This window comes from Pantoea sp. EABMAA-21 (genome assembly GCF_030053335.1).
In the GTDB taxonomy this organism is placed as follows: Bacteria; Pseudomonadota; Gammaproteobacteria; order Enterobacterales; family Enterobacteriaceae; genus Pantoea; species Pantoea communis.
In genome coordinates this window covers 155,538-176,575 of sequence record NZ_JASGBX010000001.1, presented here as the reverse complement: position 1 = coordinate 176,575, position 21,038 = coordinate 155,538, and the positions used below count along the sequence as shown (strand labels likewise).

Below are 21,038 nucleotides of genomic sequence, written 5' to 3'. Positions count from 1 at the left end.
CGGAGCCCTGCATGACCGTTGAACGTTCGCCTAAAGCCACTGAAATCATTAACCACACCCGAGCGCTGCTCACAGCTGGTGGTTATAAAAGTTTCAGCTATGCCGATTTGGCAGAACGCGTACAAATCCGTAAAGCCAGTATTCATCATCATTTTCCGGGCAAAGCCGACCTGGTGCTGGCGGTGGTCAATGATTATCGTGAGGAGGCACGAGCCGGCATGGCCGCGACCAGTGAGCATTTCAGTGATGATCCGCTGGCTGAGCTGAACGGATATGTGAACTTCTGGGCAACCTGCATTAAGGAAAACAGCTCACCGTTCTGTATTTGCGTGATGCTGGCAGTGGAGCTGCCGACCTTACCGGAAGAGGTGGCGGCACAAGTCACCGGACATTTCGCCGATCTGTCCGCGTGGCTGGCCGGTGTGTTGCAGAAGGGGGAAAAGCGCGGGGTGTTTATTCTGCGTGAAGGGGCGGAAATGGAGGCCAAATCGCTGATGGCGACGGTGCATGGTGCGATGATTGCCGCGCGCGCGTTTAATAACCCCGAACTGTTCTTACCCATGATTAAACCGGTGCTTAACAGTCTGGTTATTTCCGTTTAATGGCTTTGCGGCCATTTATCTTCGCGACTCTTTCATCAACAACAGAATCACTTTATCCACCAGATAAGGTGCCTGCTTATTTAATTCAGGATCGTTGCGTAATTGCGCAGCAATGTTCAACGCAAATTCGCGAACCTTCTGTTTATCCGCTTGCGTTGATTCACAATCTGAAGGACGGCAGTCAGGATATTGGTTAGGAAAATGAATCACACTCACAATGCCCCCTGAAATCGTTGCTAAGGTCAGCCGAATAAATATTAATCTACTAGTTGGTAGGCTGGCAGTCAAGGGAGGAATTTGCAGTAAAGCACAGCAGGTTTAAACCTCCGTGAGAGGCCGGGTAGGGGCGTTTCGCGCGCTTTCTCACCGCTTCGCCAGTACCGCCTGAAAATAGGAATTTTTACCTTTCATCGCTTCACAAATCCTCTTAAATTAGCGCCGACGAGCAGTGCAAGTCGCCAACGATTTGGTGTCTTAACAACAATCAAATTAAAAACAATTGCATTCCATTTTTTAATGGTAATGAGGATTTCGATGCTTTTAAAACGCAGCTGCAGTATCGCCATTGTCGCTTTAGTCTGTTTATCAGTTACCGCCTGTGGTATGTCCCATCGTGGTCGTAATACGGCAATTGGTGCGGGTGTTGGTGCTGTGGGTGGCGCGGTATTAACCGGCGGAAGCACCTTTGGTACGCTGGGTGGTGCAGCCATCGGTGGCTTGATTGGTCATGAAGTGAGTCGTTGATTCATCCTGCTGATCTATTTCGTCGCGCACTCAATGCGCGACGAAATAATAACTTTTAAACCTTCTTTTTATTCTCCGATTAAATTTTCTTTAACTGGCCAAATACCTGTTTGCCGTTATGGAAGGTTGCTATCACGGGTGCAACATGCGCCACCGCTTCGGCAGAACAACTCGCCGCCACTAACATCATCGTTGCGCTATCCTGCGCCTTCGGCCACTGTTGTTCACCCTGACTATTCAGCGGCAGCACTTCATTGGTGGCGATACCCAAGGCGCGACTCAATGAGAACTCATCCGGGCCACGATACAACTGTGCATAGACATTGGCTTTTTCCAGCATGCTGCCGCTGCCAAAAGGTTGCCAGTGGTCGGCAATGGTATCGGTGCCGGACCATACCGGTACGCCCGCCGCACGTAGTTGCGGCAATGGCATGATCACGCGCCCAATCGGCACGGTGGTGGCGATGCTGAACTGCTGCGCTTTGAGTTCCTCGATCATCGCATCCAGTTCACTCCCCGATAACGTGCCCAGCGCAAACGCATGGCTGATGGTGACTTTGCCTTTTAGCTGCGGATTCTCACGAACCGTTTTCAGCATGTAGCGTATCGCGGCCACACCGTGCGGCTCGGTTTCGTGCAGGTGGATATCCACCGGCGCAGCAAAATCCAGTGCGATGCTGAACATCGTATCCAGCGATTTCTCCATCGCACCATCAACGTTGGTCGGATCCAGGCCGCCGACAAAATTGGCGCCCATTTTCATCGCTTCACGCATCATGCCTTCGACCCTGGACCGCAACAGTCCATGCTGCGGGAAGGCGACAATCTTCACGGTAAAGTCCTGACGGTGGTTAGCAATCGCCTGTTGCAAGTGCGCCAACCCGTCCAGTTTGCTAATCGGGTCGATATTGCAGTGGCTGCGCGCTTCGGTGCTGCCTTTCGATTGCAGCAGGCCAATCAGCTTCTCGGCACGCATTTCGGAGGTCGGCACGATCTCAGGAAGAATCTGCTCTTCCTGATGAATCATATCAATCACGCTCTTACGCGGCAGCGGGGCGCGCCAGCCGTCACCATAGAAGGTTTTATCGAGATGGATGTGCATATCGCGCGTTGCAGGCAGCAAAATATGACCCGCCGCATCCCAGGCGGGGAGGGTGCTGCTGAAACCCGCCGCGTGGATACCCGCAATATTATCGCCGTTGACTTCAATATCGTACAAGCCGGTGCGCGTTGCGGTGATAACGCCCTGATGGCGCACAAAAGCTTCTTCCAGACGTACATTGCGCAACAGAAAGTGGCTGACGTCGATGCGCGTCAGGTTTTCAGGGGTACAGGCCGCCGCCACAGCAGTGCGACCACTTAATCCGACACCGAGCAGAGTACCTGCTGCCGTCAGTTTGATGCCAGCGGAAAGAAAGTCCCGGCGGTTGCCGGAAGTGATGAGGCTCATAGGTTATTTTCTCCTTGTAGGGAAGTTCACCCTAGAGGAGCGATAAGCGCTGTGCTGCGATTTTTTCCACTGATAACTATGGAGAAATGTAATGACGCATCGGACAGCACCGCTATCCGATGTTCGGTTGAAGAAGTTAATGATTTTGCGGTTTTGGCATCGGCGGTGTGCCATGCGTATGGAATGTCTCAATGGTTTTCAGGCCCCACGCCTGGCCTTTCTTGCGTTCGCTTTCCGTCCAGACCACCGTCTGCCAGTCTGGCGCGAGTATCAGTCGGGCCCCGGAATTGGCCAGCTCGACGCGATTCCCCGCCGGTTCCCAGACATACAGGAAAAACGTGCCCTGAATGGCATGCTTGTGTGGGCCGGTTTCAATGTGCACGCCGTTTTCCAGGAAGATGTCGGCCGCGCGCAGTATGTCTTCACGCGTGTCGGTGGCGTAGGTCACATGATGCAGTCGTCCGTTGCCGCCACCGTGCTCTTCGGTACAGGCCAAATCATAGGTTTTATTATTGATGGTGAACCAGCAGCCACCAATCCGCCCATTATCCAACTGAATCATCTCTGTGACGCGCGAGCCTAAGCAGGTTTCCATAAAGCGCTTGAATTCACTGACATCGGCAGCCAACAGATTGAGGTGATCCAGACGACGCGGACAGGCGCCACGCGCATGGTAACGCTGAGACAGGTTTTTCAGCGACGGTCGTTGGTCATCGGGCGCCTGATAACGGACCGTGTCGTAATAGATCTCAAAAATGTGGCCAAAAGGATCGGTAAAGCGAAATGCCTGTCCGTGACCCTGATCGTCGTTGACCCAACCAAGCACTTCATAGGGGCTGGCTTCAATCGCCGCAACACGCCGTTCCAGCGCAGCCTGTGAAGCGGCGCGATAGGCAATGTGCCCCACGCCGGTGGTGTGATGGCGTGTGAGCTTCAGGCTGTGAAACTCATAATCATCCCAGGCGCGCAGCCAGGCGTGATCGTCGTCCTGCGCGGTGACCGTCAAGCCATAAACATTGACAAAGAAGTTGAGGCTCTCTTCAAACTTGTCGGTGTAAAGCTCCACGTGAGCCAGATGCGCAATATCGAAGCAGGGTTCAGAAAGTTGAGATGTCATGATGCCATTCCTATTTATTGAGGGTTTGTGACAGCGCCGGAAGGTCATCCAGTGCTGCACCCTTTATTTTCAGAGACAGAGAAACATTGCGATGAAGCACAATGCTGATCGCAGCCAGTAACGCGGGTAGCGCGAGAATAAAGAAAATCGCCGACTGCGCCGGGAACGCACCCATCAGCAAGCCGCCAATCGAAGAACTGAGAATCGCACCGGTACGGCCTATGCCGTGCATCCAGCTCACGCCGGTGGCGCGCATTTCGGTAGGGTAATAAGCAGGGGAATACACCTGTAGACCATTCTGTGCGCCATTAATACACATGCCGATAATGAAAATGAATACGCCCAGCGCCACCCCGGAAAACGTGAAGATGCCTTGTGCTAACAAGCAGAGACAACCCAGCAGATAGACCACGCCAATCACTACTCTGGCGTTGCATTTATCCATCAATGCACCGACCAGAATACCACCCAGCGGACCACCAAGCTGGAATAACCCCGCCAGAATCGCCGCTTGTTCGAGGGAAATACCGCCCGAGCGCATAATGGTCGGCAGCCAGCCGTTAAGCAGATAAATCACGAACAGCCCCATGAAGTATGTCACCCACAAAATGATCGTGCCGCGAGCAAAACCGTTGTGGAAGAGCTGGGAGATGGTGCTGTTGCGATTGATCCGGGGAGAGTTGAGCACGAACGCCGTATCCTGCTGAAACTGGCCGCCCATGCGATTAAGCAGAGCAGCAATCTGCGCGCGAGGTGCCCGGCGCACCACCAAATTTAACGCAGATTCGGGCAGCAGATAACCTAATAAGGGCAACATAAGCAGCGGCAGTGCACCGCCGAAAATCAACACCGCATTCCAGTGATAGTGCGCCAGCAACGCGGCCGCGATAAAGCCCCCCAGACCGGATCCGATATTAAAGCCGCTGAACATCAGGGTAATCATCACGCCCTTACGACGCTCAGGCATATATTCTGCCAGCAGCGTGACGCAGTTGGGCATGACCGCGCCCAGCCCGAGCCCGGCAATGAATCGCATCATCGCCATTTGCAGCGGCGTGGTGGCGAAAGCGCAAATCAGACTGAAAGCGGAGAAGATCATAACCGCGAGCAGGATGATTTTTTTTCGGCCAAATCGATCGGATAAGGGACCCGCGATCAATGCGCCAATCGCCACGCCAAACATCGCCGCGCCAAGGATCGGCCCCATCGCGGCGCGAGAGATATGCCACTGCTCAATCAGCGCAGGCGCAATAAATCCCATCACGGCAGCATCGTAACCGTCGAACATAATGATGATCAGGCAGAGGAATAACACGCGCCACTGAAAGGCGGAAATGGGTCGCGAATCAATCCAGGCTTTGATGTCGACCAGCTTATTTGTATTCATACGTTCGCTCTCTCTTCGGGCACGCAAAGTCTATTGAATGACAAGTCATGATTAACTCATCCAGCTCCACGGTAAGCACCGTGTGGCAGGCTGTCTGTCAAAAAAGGCTTTTAGCGGTATGAGTTACGTTTATATTGTGAGCGAGTTGTCATAATCCACGGTGTCAGTACGGGTTTGTGGTGCCCGGTAGAAAAGCCCTATACGTAAACGGCGTGCAATCTTTGTATGAATTTCGTTTAGGTCGCTGTTGGATGAGCTTCGGCGCTGATGCACTCAATCAGCGCCAATGTAGCCGGGGAATGCAGCGCACCCGCGCGCAACGTGATGCCGATATCACGACGCGTATCGGGTAGGGTGAAGGACAGAGGTTGGAGCACACCTGACTTCAATTCGTACTCCAGCTGGTGCCATGACACCGCCGCCACCATATCGGAGTCCATTAATAAGCCGCGCACGATGGCGAGGTCACCGCTCTCAACCACCGGTTTGGGTACCGGAATATCCAGCGTCGCAAAGGCGTGTTCTAGCAGATGGCGGGCCGGACTGTTTTCTCGCGGAAAAATCCACTGTGTGTCGGCGAGATCGGCAGCGCTTAACGTTCGACCGGCTAACGGATGTTGTGGCCTGGCGAGCAGCACAAGTTCTTCGCTGAACAGCCGCCGATTAACGATATCAGTAACGTTGCTGTCATGACGCAAAGCCCCGACAATCAGATCAACGTCGCCGGCCCGGAGTTCGGTAATCAGCGTGCTAAAGGCACTTTCATTGGTCACGACGTTGATCGCCGGATGTGCCGTCACCAGACGGGTGATCGCACGGGGCAATAACACACTGCGGCACAAAGGTAGTGCGCCAATATGAACGGTGCCCTGCAGAACACCTTGCTGGGCGGCAAGATCTTCCGGGATATGGCGAATTTCATTCAGGGCGCGGCTAATGTGTGGCGCCATTTCACGCGCGGCAGCTGTCGGCTGCATACCTCGCGGCGAGCGCTGGAACAGCACGATGTTGGCCCCTTTCTCCAGCACCTTTAGCGCGGCACTGACGGCGGGCTGGCTGATGCTCAGCGAACTGGCCACGCTTTGCGTATGCTGCAAATGAAACAGCCTTAAAAATATCTGCAGGCGCCTGACGTTGAACAACCAAATCGGTTCGGCGTCATCCCGTATGGACTCGCGCAGTTTAAATCGAGCGAGAAGTGCAGGTATCTGTTTGAGTTCCTGGAGGGCGCGCTGTGCGCGGGGCAGTACACATTTGCCATTCTCGGTGAGCAGCATCCCGCTGGCATGACGTTCAAACAAAGGCGTGGCAAGAGTGTGTTCCAGATCACGTATCGAACGCGTCACCGCCGATTGTGTGCGAAATAAATCTTCCGCAGCCTCCGAGACGGTTCCACGTTCTGCAATCATACAAAGTGACCTTAGCTGCATGATTTTAATGTGATTAGTGTCTTCCTGTTCCTGCATGCCCTCTGCCCCTGAACCTCTGATAATGATCACAACATAAATAAAAATCATAGCTCGCACAATGAAAGGCATTATTCGGTCACGGTGGTGCGTGTCAGGATGAAAAAAACGCAACAGAAGGGGAACATAATGGAAAACGCAGTGAAAAAGAGTGCCTTGGTGGTCAGTGCCCATTCCGCTGACTTTGTCTGGCGCGCAGGCGGGGCCATCGCGTTGCACAGTGCGAGCGGCTATGACGTGCACGTCGTCTGCCTCTCTTACGGGGAGCGCGGTGAGTCGGCAAAACTGTGGCGCAAAGGCAATATGACCGAGCAGACCGTCAAGCAGCATCGTCAGGCCGAGGCCGAACGGGCCGCGGATGTGTTAGGTGCCAGCATTGAGTTCTTCGATCTCGGCGATTATCCCCTTCGCGCGGATAAGGAAACGCTGTTTCGCCTCGCCGATGTGTTTCGCCGCGTGCAGCCTCACTTTGTGCTGACGCATTCGATTGCCGATCCTTATAACTACGATCATCCCCTGGCGGCCAATCTCACCCAGGAAGCACGCATCATTGCACAGGCAGAAGGATATCGTCCGGGAGAACCAATTATCGGTGCACCGCCGGTTTACTGTTTTGAACCGCATCAGCCTGAACAATGCCTGTGGAAACCGGATGTGCTGCTGGATATCACCTCGGTTTGGGAAAAGAAATATCAGGCGATTCAGTGCATGGCCGGGCAGGAACACCTGTGGGAATACTACACGCGCGTGGCGCTCCAGCGCGGCGTACAGGCCAAACGTAATACTGGGATTACTTCCACGCGCGTCATCACCCACGGCGAAGGCTATCAGAGTCTGTTCCCACGGGTGACGGAGGATCTTTCATGAGCGGGGTTAACCAGAAAGGCATCGTGGTTACGCAAATTGAGCGGGCCGATTCCGCTCTGATTGCGCAGTTTGCTCGTGCCGGAGTGGCGACCGTCCACGAAGCGCAACAGCGGCAAGGTCTGCTTGATGTGCGTATAAGACCCATTCAGCAAGGTGTCTCGGTAGCCGGCAGTGCGGTCACGGTGCTGGTCTCTCCCGGTGATAACTGGATGTTTCATGTTGCAGTCGAACAGTGTCAGCCTGGCGATGTGCTGTTGGTGTCGCCGACCTCGGATTGCCATGACGGCTTCTTCGGTGATCTGCTGGCCACTTCATTAAAGGCGCGTGGCGTAGTGGCGCTGGTGGGCGATATCGGTATCCGTGACAGCCAGACCCTGCGTGAGATGGGTTTCCCGGTCTGGTCGCGTGCGGTGTTTGCTCAGGGAACCGTTAAAGCCACGCTGGGGTCGGTGAATGTGCCAATTCTCTGTGCCGGTCAGCTGGTTCTTCCTGGCGATATCGTGGTTGCCGATGACGACGGAGTAGTGATTGTGCCGCGAGCGGATGCGAAAAATATCGCCGAGACCACCCAGCGGCGGGTCGCCAATGAGGAGAGTAAACGAGTAAGACTGGCTGCGGGGGAACTCGGGCTGGATATTTACCAGATGCGTGGCGCGTTAGCGGAGAAGGGATTGCGCTACGTGGAGTCTCTGGATGCCCTGCAAAAGAGTTCGCTATGAAACAGACGCTGATACCCTGTATCTTAATGCGAGGCGGCACCTCCAAAGCCGCCTGTTTCCTGGCCAGCGATCTGCCAGAAGCGGGGCCGCAACGAGATCGCGTGTTGCTGGCCGTCATGGGTTCACCCGATCCCCGTCAAATTGATGGCATCGGTGGGGCTGATCCGCTGACCAGTAAAGTAGCGATAATTTCTCCCTCCACGCGGCCTGATGCGGATGTCGATTACCTGTTTGCACAGGTTAACGTGCATCAAGCGGTGGTCGATTATGGACAGAACTGCGGTAACATCCTCGCCGCCGTGGCGCCTTTTGCCATTGAGAAGGGCCTGACAAGGGCACAGGGCGACATCACGCGCGTGCGCATCTTTATGGTCAACACCGGGCAAATCGCAGTGGCGCAATTTGCCACGCCCGATGGCACGGTGGAATATCAGGGCGAGACCCAGATAGACGGCGTGCCCGGTTTTGGCGCAGAGCAAGTTCTGCAATTCGAGGATATTGCAGGCTCCAGCTGCGGATCGCTGTTACCGACCGGAGAGGCGCGTAATCGGTTTGACGGGATTGAGGTGACCTGCATCGATAACGGTATGCCCGTGGTGATCCTGCGTGCTGAGGATGTGGGATGCACTGGACAGGAAACCCGTGAACAGCTGGAGAGTAATGCCGGGTTAAAAGCGCGTCTGGAGTCCATCCGCTTACAAGCAGGTCCGCTGATGAACCTTGGAGATGTGACCAAACGAACTGTGCCGAAAATGACCCTGATTGCGCCGCCCGCTAATGGCGGTGCGCTATCCACGCGAACATTTATTCCCCATCGCTGTCACGCCTCTATAGGCGTACTGGGCGCGGTGAGTGTGGCTACAGCCTGCCTGATCCCCGGTTCCGTGACGCAGGGCATCGCGCAGATTACCGATGCCAGGCAGCAGCGTCTGGCGGTAGAGCATCCCAGCGGCGAGTTTAGCGTGATGCTGACCCGTGATGAGGCAGGGAAGGTGACGCAAAGCGGCCTGATACGTACGGCACGTTTGTTATTCGACGGGCGGGTCGCCATTCCAGGCTCACACTAAAACACGAATTACCCTGCACGCTGACGTTCTCCTGTGCTGACAACCTTATGGGTTGTCGGCATTCTTCATTCGCTCTGCAAAATCTTCGTTTCCACGCGTGACTGCGTGCTCCTACTCACACTGCCTGGCCAGACTCCTTATTTTCCTTAAATAAATGTCGCCTGATTCATTATTAATGTGACAAGTGTGCGCACGGTGTGTCTTTAATGTTACGAGTCAGTATATTTAATAGCGAGGTTTTTAAAGATTTAATGGCGCAGGAATTAAGTGTTCTGAAAGTGATAATTGTTTTTGGTTTGTTAAATCAAATCATTCCGGCTGTTATTAAAATACAATAACTCAATGCTTGTTAAAATTACGTATTATTGATGTTGAGCTTATGTCTACGGTAATTGTAACCCTGCTAAATAATAAGATAATCGCATCATTACGGGCTGCACGCCGATTCTTTCACTCTTCAGTGCATCATAATTAACGCTCAAAACTACGCTAAAACCTTGAATTAGGTTGATTAAAATCAAAAATCCCTCATAAATTAACGCTCTCATTACATTTAATTCACATGAAAATCATTCATTTATACAGCGAATTTTTTCTTTTTGTTACAAGTTACCCCTTTAATTTGGATGCCTTTGTGTAAACGAAAATATAGAATAATTTACAGAAAAATTCTTATTACGAGCCGTGTCGATACCTACGCCTGCAAGTGTTATCGACAGACATTTCGTTAACAATCGTGATTTATTTTCCCCGTTCTTTCTCCGGAACGAACGCCGAAGTGAATATCCTATTTCCCAGACGTCACCTGTCTGGAAAATAAACTGTGGTTGTTGCTCGTAGTTAAGAGAAAGACGACAGTGCGGCACCGATTTCAACTTGTTATGCACGAGCTTGCTTCATCTCACTTCATAACATGTGAAACGGCGCTGGATTGCCGTTAACTCATTCGGTCACTCAAAAAAAGAAGATAGTCATGCTAAGTAACGATCTTACATCGCTGATCACGCGTATTGACTTCGCGCTAATTTCATCCATTCACATCATTTTTCCTCCGCTAACCATTGGACTGGCTGCACTGTTGTTCATCTCTGAACTGATGTGGGTCAGGAAGCAAGATGAGCAGTGGTATCGCCTGTGTCGCTTCTTTGAAAAGCTGTTTATCGTTAACTTCGGTGCTGGCGTGGCAACCGGTGTCACCATGGAAATGGCCTTTGGTATTCTTTATGGTCGCTTCTCGCAGGCTGCCGGGCCGTTCTTTGGTCAGGTGCTCGGCTATGAGACCATCACCGCCTTTATGTACGAAGCCGGCTTTATCGGACTGATGATTTTTGGCTGGGGCAAGATCAGCAAAGGGATGCACCTGTTTGCGACCTTTAACGTGGCGCTCTCTTCTACGCTTTCTGCGATGTGGATCCTGGTGGCTAACTCCTGGATGCAAACGCCAACCGGTGTTGAACTGCATAACGGTATTTTCATCGTAACTGACTGGCTGGCCGCGCTGTTTAATCCGAATGCGCGCAGTGCTTTTCCGCACATGCTGCTGGCAAGCTTCGAGCTCTCGCTCTGCTTCGTGGTGGCGACCTGCGCCTGGTATGTGCTGAAACAGCGTCATGTTGATCTGTTCCTGAAGCCGCTGAAGTATTCACTGATGGCGCTGGCCGTGGTCGCCGCCGTTCAGATCTATATGGGTGACGTGCTGGGTGAAGCCACGCTGGAACATAAACCGGCGGCGCTGGCAGCAATGGAAGGGCACTACGATACCTATGATTCTGCGGGTAACGTCAACAGTGCCTGGCACATCCTCGGTTGGCCAAACAAAGAAGGCACGGGCCTCGCATGGTCTATCGATATCCCGCACGGTTTAAGCCTGATTGAAACCAAAACCTGGAACGGTACGGTAACGGGCCTGAACAGCTTCCCGAAAGATCAGCAACCGCCTGTGGTGTTGCCGTTCTACGCTTTCCGCGCCATGTCAGGTGCTGCGGGTGCCATGTTGCTGGTGAGCCTCTGGGGCGTCTGGCTGATTGCACGTCGTCGCATGACCGCTGAGCTGGCTCCGCGCAATAAGCTGTTCCTGGCGCTGGCCGTTATTATGGTGATCCTGCCTTATATCGCAGTGATTGCGGGCTGGTGGACGCGCGAAATTGGCCGTCAGCCGTGGATCGTGTATGGCCTGATGCGCACCGAAGACGGTATGAGTCCAATGACCCTGGGTCTGGCAATCTTCTGGCTGGTGGGCTTTGCCATCTTTGAAACCGCTGTGGTGGCGGGCACCATCTGGTTCCTCGCTAAAGTGGTGCGTATGGGTCCTGATTTGACCAGCAAAATCCCGGGCGAGGGGCATGAGCATTTGGGTCACCTTGAAATGCCTGCCAGTGGTCATGCTGACCATCCTGAATATATCCGTCCGGTTTGATGGGAGATTAAATCCATGGACATGCTTAATTCGACTCAGCACTTCCTGATCATCGCCTGGTGGTTAGCATTTGGTATCAGCGTTCTTTTATATATCGCGCTGGATGGCGCCGACCTGGGGGCGGGGATCTTCTCGCTCTTCGTTCGCGACCATGATGAACGTGGCGCGATCATGTCGGCAATGGCTGGCACCTGGGATGCCAACGAAACCTGGCTGATCGTCGCCGGTGGTATTATGTTCGGCACCTTCCCGTTTGTGTACGGTTCGGCATTTAGCTACCTGATGGTGCCAATGGCGCTGGTGTTGTGGGGCATTATGTCCCGCGCGGTGGCACTGGAGTTTCGTCATCTGGCCTCGCCATTCTGGCAGAAGTTTTCTGACGGTATCTTCGGTGTCGCCAGTCTCGCGGTGACTTTCTTTGGTGGGATGAGCGTTGGGGCGTTGCTGCAAGGTTTTCAGATGGATTCGCCAGCTCAAGGGGTTCCAACCTATGTGGGCGGCGCATTTAACTTTATTTCAGCGTTTTCCATCTGGACCGGCGTGGCTTCCTGCGTGGCAATGACGCTGGCAGGCGTGCTGTTCGTACGTGCTCGCTTCGAGAAAAATGAACCGATTCGTCAGGATGCAGCACGTTGGACGGCGGTGATCTTCTGGTTAGCTATCGCTGCCGTGGTGATTACCTGGGTTTGGAGTGCGGTGATCTTCGACTGGGCACGTGCGAAATGGTTTGGTCCGCATTTCTGGATCTGGGGCCTGTTTGGCTTAATCGCTCTGGTCTGTATTGATCAGGTGCGTCGTGACACCCTGAAGGACAAAGATTTTGCAGCGGTGATGTGGTTCAATGGCGCAGCATTTATTCTGGGCTTCGGTATGTTACTGACCATGTTCCCGTGGATTGTGCCAGGCACCTGGACCATCTGGGCGGGCGCCAGTCCACAGGTTTCTCTGATTACCTTCACCATGACCATGGGCGGTTTTGTTCCGGTAATGCTGATGTACAACTGGTATCAGATCTGGGTATTCCGCGGCCGTATCTCCAAGCTGGTTGGTCACGGGGGACACTAAGACATCATGTCTGCTAGTTCCCCTCCAAGTGGAATGGCAGCCCGCCTGGCGGAGCGTTGGCTTTCGAGCCTGCGTCGCCAGGCGGGCGGTTTATTTTCACTGTCCATCAGTATGGCGGCGCTCAATGCCATACTGATGATTGCACAGTGTTGGCTGTTAGCCTGGCTAATCAGCAACGCCGTCCTCGGTGGTAAAACCTTCACCGCGCTATTGCCTTATCTCTTATTGCTGCCGGTTGTGATGTTGCTGCGCGCGGGTATCGATATCCTGCGCCAGGGTTTTGCGTTTGAAGCCTCCGCACGTATCCGTCAGGGATTGCGCGGGATGTTGTTAGACCGCATCGCCACACTGGGTCCCGCCTGGAGCCAGCATCAACGTACGGGCAGTATCGCCAGCTCCCTTGGCGAAGGCGTCGAAGCTATCGAAGCCTATTTTTCCGGTTTTCTTCCGCAAAAAATCATCATCGGCATTGTGCCGCTAGCCATTCTGGTGGCGCTTTTTCCTTTTGACTGGGTCTCCGGCTTGATCATGCTGATCACCGCGCCACTGGTGCCGTTGTTCATGATCGTAGTAGGAAAGGGCGCAGAGAAAATGAGCCTGAAGCAGTGGCACAAACTCAGCCTGATGAGTGCACACTTCTTTGATGTGATTGCTGGCCTGACAACGTTACGCCAGACCCATGCTGCACGCCGACAAGCGAACATCATCGCGGCGATCTCGGACAGCTATCGTCAGACCACCATGAAGGTGTTGCGGCTGGCATTCCTTTCATCATTGGTGCTGGAATTTTTTGCCACCATCAGCACCGCGATGGTAGCGGTGTATGTTGGATTCCGTCTGTTCTATGGCGAAATGGGCTTCCTGCCGGGGCTGTTTGCCTTGTTGCTGGCACCGGAATTTTTCCGTCCGCTGCGCGATTTGGGCACGCACTATCATGCCCGAATGGATGCAATTGGCGCGACGGAAGGTCTACTGGCGATCCTCAATGCTGAAGCGCCGGAATCGTCACAGGGTAATGACGCGCTCCCGGCGAAACCTCGTGAAATCAACGTCGAAGGCGTGAGCTATCAGTATGAAGAGGGCGGCGGCGTTACCGATGTTTCCTTTACTTTACGCAGCGGGGAAACACTGGCGATCGTCGGCACCAGCGGTGCCGGTAAAACCACCTTATCGCGAATGCTACTGGGCTTTATCGCGCCGAACTCAGGACGCATCGTCATTGATGGCAAGGATCTTTCTTCATTAGATCTTCCTGCATGGCAGCAACAGATTGGTTGGCTCCCGCAGCGACCCACTATGTTTGCCGGTTCGATTGCGGAAAATATTCTGTTGTCGCGTTCGGGTATCAGCCAGGCAGAGGTTGAAGCAGCGGCACAGTTGGCTCAGGCTGACACTTTTATCCATTCGTTGCCGGCGCAATATGATTACCGCCTGGGTGATGGTGGAAAAGGGCTGTCCGGTGGGCAGATTCAGCGTATTGCAATGGCCCGCGCCGTATTGATTTCGCCACCGGTGGTGATACTTGATGAACCTACGGTCGCGCTGGATCGCCAGACGGCACAGCAGATGATTGCCGCCTTGGGTGATGCATTACCGGATAGCGCACGCTTGATCATCACCCACGATACGGAGATTGCCGCCACGGCCGACCGCGTTATCGTGCTGGAGAAAGGGCGTGTGGTTGAAGCAGGGACGCCGCAAGCATTGCGCGATCAGGCTGGCGTCTTCGCTGAACTCGAGCGTCTGCAAACAGGAGACCTCGCATGAAGGATCTTTGCCATCTCTTGCGCCTGGCGCGTCCATGGCGTTTCCGCATGGCGGTGGGAATATTGCTCTCTGTGATTGTGATTCTCTCCAACGTGGCACTGCTTGCCTTGTCAGGCTGGTTTATTACGTCCATGGCGCTGGCTGGCGTGGGCTCACTGGCACTGGAGTTTTTCACTCCGGCTGCAGCGATTCGTGGGCTCGCGGTATTGCGCACCTTCGCGCGTTATCTGGAAAGATTGGTGACGCACGATGCAACTTTGCGCTTGTTGTCGGTTTTACGTGTCTGGTTCTATCAGCAGTTAGCCCATCTTGCGCCTGCGCGACTGCAGGATTTTCGCGATGGGGATGTGCTGGCACGTTTTCGCGCTGATATAGATAGCCTCGACAATTTCTATCTGCGTATTTTGACGCCGGCCATTGCAGGGCTGATTTCGTCGCTCATCATTTTGGCAGGAATTTGCTGGTTCTCACCTTCAGTGGCAATGATTGATGCGGTGGTGCTGATACTTGCGGGCGTGGTCGTGCCGTGGATTGTGGCCTCACTGACGCAAGCCTGTGGCAACCAGATCGCTACCGTGCGCTCATCCGTTCAGGCCGCATCCACCGATTTGGTGCGTGGATTAGCAGAGTTACAGATGGTTGGTGCTGTTAGTCATCAAACCGATCATCTGCGCCAGCTTTCTCAGCAACTGATCAGCGCACAGCGTCGGCAAGCCTGGATCAGCGCCAGCGGCGGGGCGATCTGCGCCTTAATGGGACAGCTCGGGTTATTTTTCGCTTTTATCCTGCTCTTCAACACTGGGCACGCAACCGGTATTACTGCCAGTGAAATCGTGATGTTGCTGTTCACCATCCTGGCGAGTACTGAAGCGGTGGCCGGGTTGCCCGCGGCCTTTGCTGCCCTCGGCACTACGCGTGAAGCGGCACGCCGTCTGTTCTCCATGACGGAGCTAACACCGGCGATTGTCCTGCCTGAAACCAGCCCGATACCGGAAAGCAGCGAGTTGTCATTTTCTTCCGTGACAATGCGTTACACGCCTGACGCGCCTAATGTACTGGATAAGCTGAGCTTTACCGTGCCGGTCGGCCATTGTCTGGCGATTTTAGGTCCCAGCGGAGCAGGAAAAACCACCGTACTGAATCTGGTGCAAGGATTCTGGGAAACGACAGCAGGGGATGTGTCTATCGGCGGTCGTCCGGTCAGGGCGCTTTCTGAAGATACACTGCGTCAGATGATCTCAGTGGTTGGCCAGAAAACCTATCTCTTCAACGCATCGATTCGAGACAACCTGCGCCTGGTTGCACCGGATGCGGATGACGAGGCTTTATGGGATGCACTGGCGCGCGCCGCTTTAGACGACGAAGTCCGCGCATTTCCTCTGGGGCTCGACACCCTGGTGGGAGAGTTAGGAGGGCGTCTGTCTGGTGGTCAGGCCCGCAGGATTGGGATTGCTCGCGCGTTTCTTTCCCATGCGCCGATCGTGTTGCTGGACGAGCCCACTGAAGGGCTAGACGCAGTAAATACCGAATTAGTACTTAACTGCTTGAAAGAACTCATTAAGGGTAAAACCACGCTGCTGGTGACCCATCAGATCCAGCCACTTTCCCTCGCGGACAGTCGGTTACTGCTCGATAAACAATAACAAGAGCAGGGATCTGTTTTTTGGTTTATTTACATCTGCTTAGGGGCAATCTGAGCAGATGCTTAATCAATACAAAAATAAACTTGTGAGACAACTGACCAGGGATCACCATGGATAAAATGACAAACTCCAAAACCCGACGAAAACATATTCGTTTCCCACATCTGCTGATTGATCAAATCGAAGAGAGTATGAAGAGCGAAAACATTCAAAACTTCTCAGCCTGGGTTGTCGAAGCCTGTCGTCTGAAAGCGCGGGAAGCCGGCAACGGAAAAAAGTAATTCATCATTTCCCGTTGGTGGCAGGTCATCATCGCTGACGTGTTACGGACGGGAAAGCTCATCTGATTTGACTCTTCAAATTCTCATTTCAGGCCTGTGGCCGATGCCAGAAACCGTCGCATTAGTGGAACGCTACAGAGCACATCCAGCTCAACAAAACGCACGTATTTCCCAGGAGGTCACTTTAACTTAGCCAGATAATAAAAGTACGGGTAATGTATATTATGTTAAATAAGGTGTTGAGTTGCGCACTCCAGACTCCGCTGGGCTATCTCCTACTGATATTTGATTGCGTTGCTGTGAATGGCCAGCGCCCCATGCTGACGCAAACGACTTCCGATCCTGAATTGTCATCGAACCCTCCACTCTGCTCAGCCGTTCACATCGTAAATGGCTCAACATGGGCTGTGCCGCTTAACTCATGAAAACTGCTCGCTCGTATGAGACAAGTACACATGAAAGCACCCTATATGTATTCTTCAGGTAGACTTATTGTCACTCTCATCCTGATAGGCGTGGCTAAATTATCAATACCCCCTTCATTAATCGTTTAAAATGCCGCCAAATTAAGGCGTCGCTACGCCAATCTTTGGCAGTAATCCCTCACATAAAATCTCAGAATTCACGTAGCGACGTCAGAGAATGCAGCGTTCAGCCAGTGTCCTAAACCGACAATCATTCAAATCCCGATATGATTCTTAACCGCTATCTCAGGCGTTTTTCCTGCCATCAACTACAGTTAACTGATTCAAACCCCAGCAAAAAAAACATCATGCCCTTTTCTCTCACCACACATCTGTTCGCGCGGTTACGTCTGTTGATATCGATTGTTGCCGGGGTCGTCTGCTATTTCTTACTGCCTGCAAAACTGGGAGAGTTGCAGCGCGTGTTGATTGGCTGGAATGTGCTGGCGTGGCTTTATCTGTGGTTTATTTGGTTTCGCATGCTGCGTACCGACGCTGGCGAGATCAAACGTATCGCTCAGATGCAAGATCAGAGCGCTGCGTTAGTTTTGGGTATGGTCATTGTGGCCTGCATGATCAGCATCGTGGCAATCATGAGCGAACTGCCGGCGCTCAAACATCTCACCGGCACACCACGCGTGTTACATCTGCTGCTGACGGCCATGACATTGATTGTCTCATGGGCATTACTGCCAAGTTCGTTTGCCATGCATTATGCGCATCAACACTATTTGCATCGCAGTCAAAATGTCACGCCCATGATATTCCCGGAAAAACCGGACGAACCGGCATACTGGGATTTTCTCTATTTCTCATTCACCATCGCGGTTGCATCACAGACCGCTGATGTGGCAACGGGCACCACCGAAATGCGCAAGCTGGCGCTGCTGCAATCGGTGATCTCGTTTATTTTCAATCTGGCCATTCTGGGATTGTCGGTGAATGTGGGCGCCGGATTGCTGAGTTAACGCTTAACGACGCCCTTTATTAATTGAGGCAGACCAGTTGAAGTCACTGACTTCGCTGGCAGATTGCGCTTCAGGTTTCTTGCGGCGCGCAGGTGTTTTCTTTGCTTTGTCCGCTTTGGCTTTTTCTTTGGCTAGCTTGCTGGTCATGACTTGCTGACGCGCATCTGCGGTATATTCTTTCTCTTTTTTCGCATCAGGCTCTTTACCACTGCGCTGGCGATGTTTTTCCATTAACCCTTTGAAGATTTCATCCACTTCACTTCGCTCAGCTTCATTGAACTGGTCGATTGAAATCATTTTCTTATCGCTCATCGCGTTATTTCCTCAGTAAATGGCTAAGCTCAAGTTTACACCATTGCTGCCGGCACGGCTTTCTTGTAATCTTGCCCGCCAATCATCCGCCTGCAAATTAGGACGTAATATGACCCCTCACTCTTCTAAAGATCCCATGCACGGCGTGACGCTGGAAATGATTGTTAATGCGTTAGTGGTGCGTTATGGCTGGGTTGAACTCAGTAAACTCATCAATATTAACTGCTTTAAAAACGATCCCAGCGTAAAATCCAGCCTCAAATTCCTGCGTCGCACTCCATGGGCGCGTGCTGAAGTGGAAGCGCTGTACCTGGATTCTCTGGATGAACCCGACACACAAAATTCAGCTGACAGCGATTTTAATCCCTGGACCCAGGGCCACTGATAATCACAGCGGCTTACCCTCTCTTCCCCCTTTCCTTTTGATGACAACCTTGCCAGCGTCATCACATTTTCCAATGACAGGCTGCCTTGTAACTTCTTTTCTCGCGTGACAATATCGATACATGTATATACATGTATCGCCTATTGCAAACACAACTGATAAACAAAAATAACATAACGCACTGCGTTCATTGTTTCAGCGAGGAAACTATGTCAGCCGAATCACCTGCAGCCGATTATTCAGGCAGAGAAAACCAGCGCCTGTCTGAAACCCGCTCCATCGATTACATTCCGCTCCGCGAACGCCATGGCCACCCTTTCAGCCAGTTCACTCTCTGGTTTGGCGGTAACCTGCAGATCACCGCCATTGTCACCGGAGCGCTCGCCGTGGTGTTGGGCGGCGATGTGGTGTGGTCGCTTGTGGGTCTGTTGGTGGGCCAGATTATTGGTGCCGCCATTATGTCGTTGCATGCCATTCAGGGCCCACGTCTTGGCTTACCGCAGATGATCACCAGTCGCATGCAGTTTGGCGTGTTTGGTGCGGTGATCCCGCTGCTGCTGGTATGCATTATGTATGTTGGATTTTCGGCAAGTGGCACCGTGCTGGCCGGTCAGGCACTGGCAAAGCTGATTAATGTGAGCAACGCGACGGGTATGATCCTGTTCAGCGCCATCATTGTGGTGATTGCGGTGCTCGGTTATCGGGTGATTCACAAGTTGGGTAAAGTGGCGAGTGTGATCGGTGTGCTGGCCTTCGCTTATCTGTTCATCACCCTGCTTTCCACGCATGATTTGTCGGCCGTGTGGCAAAATCAGCACTTCACGATTGCCAACTTCCTGCTGGCCGTTTCACTCTCATCCTCCTGGCAGATAGCCTTTTGCCCGTATGTGTCTGATTACTCACGCTACCTGCCGGCTAACGTCTCGGCGAAAAAGCTGTTCAGTTCGGTGTTTTTCGGCACCGTTTTAGGCACCCAAGCCTCAATGACGTTGGGCGTGATTGTGGCGGCGATTGCCGGAAAAGCGTTTTCCGGTAATGAAGTGGGATATATCGTGGGTCTGGGCAGTAGCGCGACCATGGCAATGGTGATCTACTTTGCTATCTGTTTTGGCAAGATTACCTTCACTACCCTGAATGCTTACGGCAGCTTTATGTCACTCACCACCATCGTGTCAGGCTTCCGGCAGCAAACGTCCCTCAGCCGTGGCGGTCGGGTTCTGTTTGTGGTGTTGATGGTCACGATCGCCTGCATCATCGCCCTGATCAGTGAACCGGCCTTCCTTAAGTCGTTTACCCATTTCCTGTTGTTCCTGCTGGCCTTCTTTGTTCCGTGGAGCGCAATCAGCCTTACCGATTTTTATCTCATCACCAAAGGGCGCGTGGATATTCCGGCACTTTCACAGCCTGATGGTCGTTATGGGCGCTGGAACTGGGCAGGGATTGTGGTCTATTTCCTGGGTGTGATGGTGCAACTGCCGTTTATTGATAATCCGCTGCACCATGGCTCATTGACCTGGATATTTGCAGGCAATGATGTGTCGTGGATTATTGGCTGGTTTGTCACCGCATTGCTGTGGTTAGCCGCACGCCGACTGGATCGTCGGGGCGCGTTGGCAGAGTCTATCTATCCTGTAGAGTGACGTTGTCACGGCCGCCAGTTCAGGCGGCCGTATGACTTACTTATCGTTGGTAAACCGTCCCACAATGGTGGCAGCCCCCAAGGTATGGCCTTTCAATTTGGCGATCAACTCATCATGTGTCAGTCCGCCAGGTAATTGATTTACCGGCAAATCTGTTGCCACCATCACGAAGTTATAATGATGTATGCCACTTCCCACTGGTGGGCATGGACCGTAATAACTTGTGGTGCCCGGCGAATTCTTACCTCCAGTGTATCCTTCGCCTTTACTTAATTCGCCCTGCGCAAACTGCGTGCGATCCGCCGCGATGTTATAGGCCACCATATGTGTCACGCCTAAGCCTTTTCCTCCTACGGGATCGGTCAGCATCAGCGCAAAGCTACGGGTGCCGGCCGGTGCATTTGACCAGCTTAGAGCGGGAGATACATTGTCGCCGGTGCATGACGGGTTACTTTTGTTGTTGCCTGCAAAGGTTTTATCCAGCATGGCACTGTCGTTAAAATCCGATGATTGCAGCGTAAATATCGGGGCAGCCAGCACGGTTCCCGGAAGCAACGCCAATAATAGTGCGCGTTTGAACATCATCATTTCTCACTCCTGTTGATGAAAAAATCAGCCAAAACATCAAGTATATAACCTGCTCACAATCATGCTGCAGGCTACACTGCTGAAAGTCCT

General features: G+C 53.0%; 20 protein-coding genes. 13 read left to right on the top strand and 7 right to left on the bottom strand.

Annotated elements, in window-relative coordinates; genetic code table 11:
* Positions 1 to 11 precede the first annotated feature (11 nt).
* Positions 12 to 602 (top strand): TetR/AcrR family transcriptional regulator, encoded by a 591-nt coding sequence (locus QMZ65_RS00785; protein ID WP_097117131.1) that lies wholly within the window; start codon positions 12 to 14, stop codon positions 600 to 602.
* A 15-nt stretch (positions 603 to 617) separates the two neighbouring features.
* Here QMZ65_RS00785 and QMZ65_RS00780 read toward each other — a convergent pair whose 3' ends face one another.
* Positions 618 to 818 carry a hypothetical protein gene (locus tag QMZ65_RS00780; RefSeq protein ID WP_283215204.1) on the bottom strand — a complete coding sequence of 67 codons (201 nt, stop codon included), beginning with the start codon at positions 816 to 818 and terminating at the stop codon, positions 618 to 620.
* A gap of 318 nt (positions 819 to 1,136) precedes the next feature.
* On the opposite strand from QMZ65_RS00780, the gene QMZ65_RS00775 reads away from it, so the two are divergent.
* The gene (locus tag QMZ65_RS00775; protein ID WP_034823502.1) at positions 1,137 to 1,346 is read left to right on the top strand and encodes a YMGG-like glycine zipper-containing protein; all 210 of its coding nucleotides are present in this window, start codon (positions 1,137 to 1,139) and stop codon (positions 1,344 to 1,346) included.
* A gap of 79 nt (positions 1,347 to 1,425) precedes the next feature.
* Here the strand turns inward: QMZ65_RS00775 and QMZ65_RS00770 are convergent, their stop codons facing one another.
* The 4 genes from QMZ65_RS00770 to QMZ65_RS00755 all read right to left on the bottom strand — a co-directional run bounded on the left by QMZ65_RS00770 (position 1,426) and on the right by QMZ65_RS00755 (position 6,766).
* Positions 1,426 to 2,796, bottom strand: coding sequence for an amidohydrolase (locus tag QMZ65_RS00770; RefSeq protein ID WP_283215203.1), 1,371 nt, complete (start codon positions 2,794 to 2,796; stop codon positions 1,426 to 1,428).
* A gap of 136 nt (positions 2,797 to 2,932) precedes the next feature.
* The gene (locus QMZ65_RS00765) at positions 2,933 to 3,913 is read right to left on the bottom strand and encodes a VOC family protein (RefSeq protein WP_283215202.1); all 981 of its coding nucleotides are present in this window, start codon (positions 3,911 to 3,913) and stop codon (positions 2,933 to 2,935) included.
* A 10-nt stretch (positions 3,914 to 3,923) separates the two neighbouring features.
* Positions 3,924 to 5,300, bottom strand: a complete 1,377-nt coding sequence (locus QMZ65_RS00760) for an MFS transporter (RefSeq protein ID WP_283215201.1) — start codon at positions 5,298 to 5,300, stop codon at positions 3,924 to 3,926.
* 236 nt (positions 5,301 to 5,536) lie between these two features.
* Complete coding sequence (locus QMZ65_RS00755) at positions 5,537 to 6,766, bottom strand: LysR family transcriptional regulator (protein WP_283215200.1); 1,230 nt, start codon at positions 6,764 to 6,766, stop codon at positions 5,537 to 5,539.
* A 129-nt stretch (positions 6,767 to 6,895) separates the two neighbouring features.
* Here QMZ65_RS00755 and QMZ65_RS00750 point away from each other — a divergent pair, with 129 nt between their 5' ends.
* The 9 genes from QMZ65_RS00750 (at position 6,896) to QMZ65_RS00710 (ending at position 18,023) form a co-directional block, all read left to right on the top strand.
* Positions 6,896 to 7,633 (top strand): PIG-L deacetylase family protein, encoded by a 738-nt coding sequence (locus QMZ65_RS00750; RefSeq protein ID WP_034823513.1) that lies wholly within the window; start codon positions 6,896 to 6,898, stop codon positions 7,631 to 7,633.
* Complete coding sequence (locus QMZ65_RS00745) at positions 7,630 to 8,352, top strand: 4-carboxy-4-hydroxy-2-oxoadipate aldolase/oxaloacetate decarboxylase (RefSeq protein WP_283215199.1); 723 nt, start codon at positions 7,630 to 7,632, stop codon at positions 8,350 to 8,352. Before QMZ65_RS00750 ends, QMZ65_RS00745 begins: the two co-directional genes overlap by 4 nt.
* A complete protein-coding gene (locus QMZ65_RS00740) occupies positions 8,349 to 9,419 on the top strand; it encodes a 4-oxalomesaconate tautomerase (protein WP_283215198.1) in 1,071 nt (356 codons plus the stop codon). Before QMZ65_RS00745 ends, QMZ65_RS00740 begins: the two co-directional genes overlap by 4 nt.
* 973 nt (positions 9,420 to 10,392) lie before the next feature.
* Complete coding sequence (locus tag QMZ65_RS00735; protein WP_097117139.1) at positions 10,393 to 11,835, top strand: cytochrome ubiquinol oxidase subunit I; 1,443 nt, start codon at positions 10,393 to 10,395, stop codon at positions 11,833 to 11,835.
* Between the two features lie 15 nt (positions 11,836 to 11,850).
* Positions 11,851 to 12,900, top strand: coding sequence for a cytochrome d ubiquinol oxidase subunit II (locus tag QMZ65_RS00730; RefSeq protein WP_034823522.1), 1,050 nt, complete (start codon positions 11,851 to 11,853; stop codon positions 12,898 to 12,900).
* A gap of 6 nt (positions 12,901 to 12,906) precedes the next feature.
* Entirely contained in the window at positions 12,907 to 14,667 is a 1,761-nt protein-coding gene (cydD, locus tag QMZ65_RS00725) for a thiol reductant ABC exporter subunit CydD (protein ID WP_255253238.1), read from the top strand.
* Positions 14,664 to 16,310 (top strand): thiol reductant ABC exporter subunit CydC, encoded by a 1,647-nt coding sequence (gene cydC / locus QMZ65_RS00720; RefSeq protein ID WP_283215197.1) that lies wholly within the window; start codon positions 14,664 to 14,666, stop codon positions 16,308 to 16,310. The genes cydD and cydC overlap by 4 nt, the downstream gene beginning before the upstream one ends.
* A gap of 110 nt (positions 16,311 to 16,420) precedes the next feature.
* Positions 16,421 to 16,591, top strand: coding sequence for a YlcI/YnfO family protein (locus QMZ65_RS00715; RefSeq protein ID WP_072050617.1), 171 nt, complete (start codon positions 16,421 to 16,423; stop codon positions 16,589 to 16,591).
* Positions 16,592 to 17,363: 772 nt separating this feature from the next.
* Positions 17,364 to 18,023, top strand: a complete 660-nt coding sequence (locus QMZ65_RS00710) for a DUF1345 domain-containing protein (RefSeq protein WP_034823528.1) — start codon at positions 17,364 to 17,366, stop codon at positions 18,021 to 18,023.
* Positions 18,024 to 18,026: 3 nt separating this feature from the next.
* On the opposite strand, the gene QMZ65_RS00705 is transcribed toward QMZ65_RS00710, so the two are convergent.
* Positions 18,027 to 18,335 (bottom strand): hypothetical protein, encoded by a 309-nt coding sequence (locus QMZ65_RS00705; RefSeq protein WP_034823530.1) that lies wholly within the window; start codon positions 18,333 to 18,335, stop codon positions 18,027 to 18,029.
* A 109-nt stretch (positions 18,336 to 18,444) separates the two neighbouring features.
* Here QMZ65_RS00705 and QMZ65_RS00700 point away from each other — a divergent pair, with 109 nt between their 5' ends.
* Both QMZ65_RS00700 and QMZ65_RS00695 read left to right on the top strand, forming a co-directional pair.
* A complete protein-coding gene (locus tag QMZ65_RS00700) occupies positions 18,445 to 18,720 on the top strand; it encodes a VF530 family protein (RefSeq protein ID WP_097117143.1) in 276 nt (91 codons plus the stop codon).
* Between the two features lie 209 nt (positions 18,721 to 18,929).
* A complete protein-coding gene (locus tag QMZ65_RS00695) occupies positions 18,930 to 20,360 on the top strand; it encodes a purine-cytosine permease family protein (RefSeq protein WP_058960550.1) in 1,431 nt (476 codons plus the stop codon).
* 36 nt (positions 20,361 to 20,396) lie between these two features.
* On the opposite strand, the gene QMZ65_RS00690 is transcribed toward QMZ65_RS00695, so the two are convergent.
* Complete coding sequence (locus tag QMZ65_RS00690; RefSeq protein WP_034823536.1) at positions 20,397 to 20,948, bottom strand: YbhB/YbcL family Raf kinase inhibitor-like protein; 552 nt, start codon at positions 20,946 to 20,948, stop codon at positions 20,397 to 20,399.
* Positions 20,949 to 21,038 lie beyond the last annotated feature (90 nt).

Excerpts from the sequence above, each read along its gene's own strand:
- QMZ65_RS00785 (WP_097117131.1), top strand. The coding sequence starts at position 12 with ATGACCGTTGAACGTTCGCCTAAAGCCACTGAAATCATTAACCACACC.
- QMZ65_RS00775 (WP_034823502.1), top strand. The coding sequence starts at position 1,137 with ATGCTTTTAAAACGCAGCTGCAGTATCGCCATTGTCGCTTTAGTCTGT.
- QMZ65_RS00770 (WP_283215203.1), bottom strand. The coding sequence starts at position 2,796 with ATGAGCCTCATCACTTCCGGCAACCGCCGGGACTTTCTTTCCGCTGGC.
- QMZ65_RS00765 (WP_283215202.1), bottom strand. The coding sequence starts at position 3,913 with ATGACATCTCAACTTTCTGAACCCTGCTTCGATATTGCGCATCTGGCT.
- QMZ65_RS00760 (WP_283215201.1), bottom strand. The coding sequence starts at position 5,300 with ATGAATACAAATAAGCTGGTCGACATCAAAGCCTGGATTGATTCGCGA.
- QMZ65_RS00755 (WP_283215200.1), bottom strand. The coding sequence starts at position 6,766 with ATGCAGGAACAGGAAGACACTAATCACATTAAAATCATGCAGCTAAGG.
- QMZ65_RS00750 (WP_034823513.1), top strand. The coding sequence starts at position 6,896 with ATGGAAAACGCAGTGAAAAAGAGTGCCTTGGTGGTCAGTGCCCATTCC.
- QMZ65_RS00745 (WP_283215199.1), top strand. The coding sequence starts at position 7,630 with ATGAGCGGGGTTAACCAGAAAGGCATCGTGGTTACGCAAATTGAGCGG.
- QMZ65_RS00740 (WP_283215198.1), top strand. The coding sequence starts at position 8,349 with ATGAAACAGACGCTGATACCCTGTATCTTAATGCGAGGCGGCACCTCC.
- QMZ65_RS00735 (WP_097117139.1), top strand. The coding sequence starts at position 10,393 with ATGCTAAGTAACGATCTTACATCGCTGATCACGCGTATTGACTTCGCG.
- QMZ65_RS00730 (WP_034823522.1), top strand. The coding sequence starts at position 11,851 with ATGGACATGCTTAATTCGACTCAGCACTTCCTGATCATCGCCTGGTGG.
- cydD (WP_255253238.1), top strand. The coding sequence starts at position 12,907 with ATGTCTGCTAGTTCCCCTCCAAGTGGAATGGCAGCCCGCCTGGCGGAG.
- cydC (WP_283215197.1), top strand. The coding sequence starts at position 14,664 with ATGAAGGATCTTTGCCATCTCTTGCGCCTGGCGCGTCCATGGCGTTTC.
- QMZ65_RS00715 (WP_072050617.1), top strand. The coding sequence starts at position 16,421 with ATGGATAAAATGACAAACTCCAAAACCCGACGAAAACATATTCGTTTC.
- QMZ65_RS00710 (WP_034823528.1), top strand. The coding sequence starts at position 17,364 with ATGCCCTTTTCTCTCACCACACATCTGTTCGCGCGGTTACGTCTGTTG.
- QMZ65_RS00705 (WP_034823530.1), bottom strand. The coding sequence starts at position 18,335 with ATGAGCGATAAGAAAATGATTTCAATCGACCAGTTCAATGAAGCTGAG.
- QMZ65_RS00700 (WP_097117143.1), top strand. The coding sequence starts at position 18,445 with ATGACCCCTCACTCTTCTAAAGATCCCATGCACGGCGTGACGCTGGAA.
- QMZ65_RS00695 (WP_058960550.1), top strand. The coding sequence starts at position 18,930 with ATGTCAGCCGAATCACCTGCAGCCGATTATTCAGGCAGAGAAAACCAG.
- QMZ65_RS00690 (WP_034823536.1), bottom strand. The coding sequence starts at position 20,948 with ATGATGATGTTCAAACGCGCACTATTATTGGCGTTGCTTCCGGGAACC.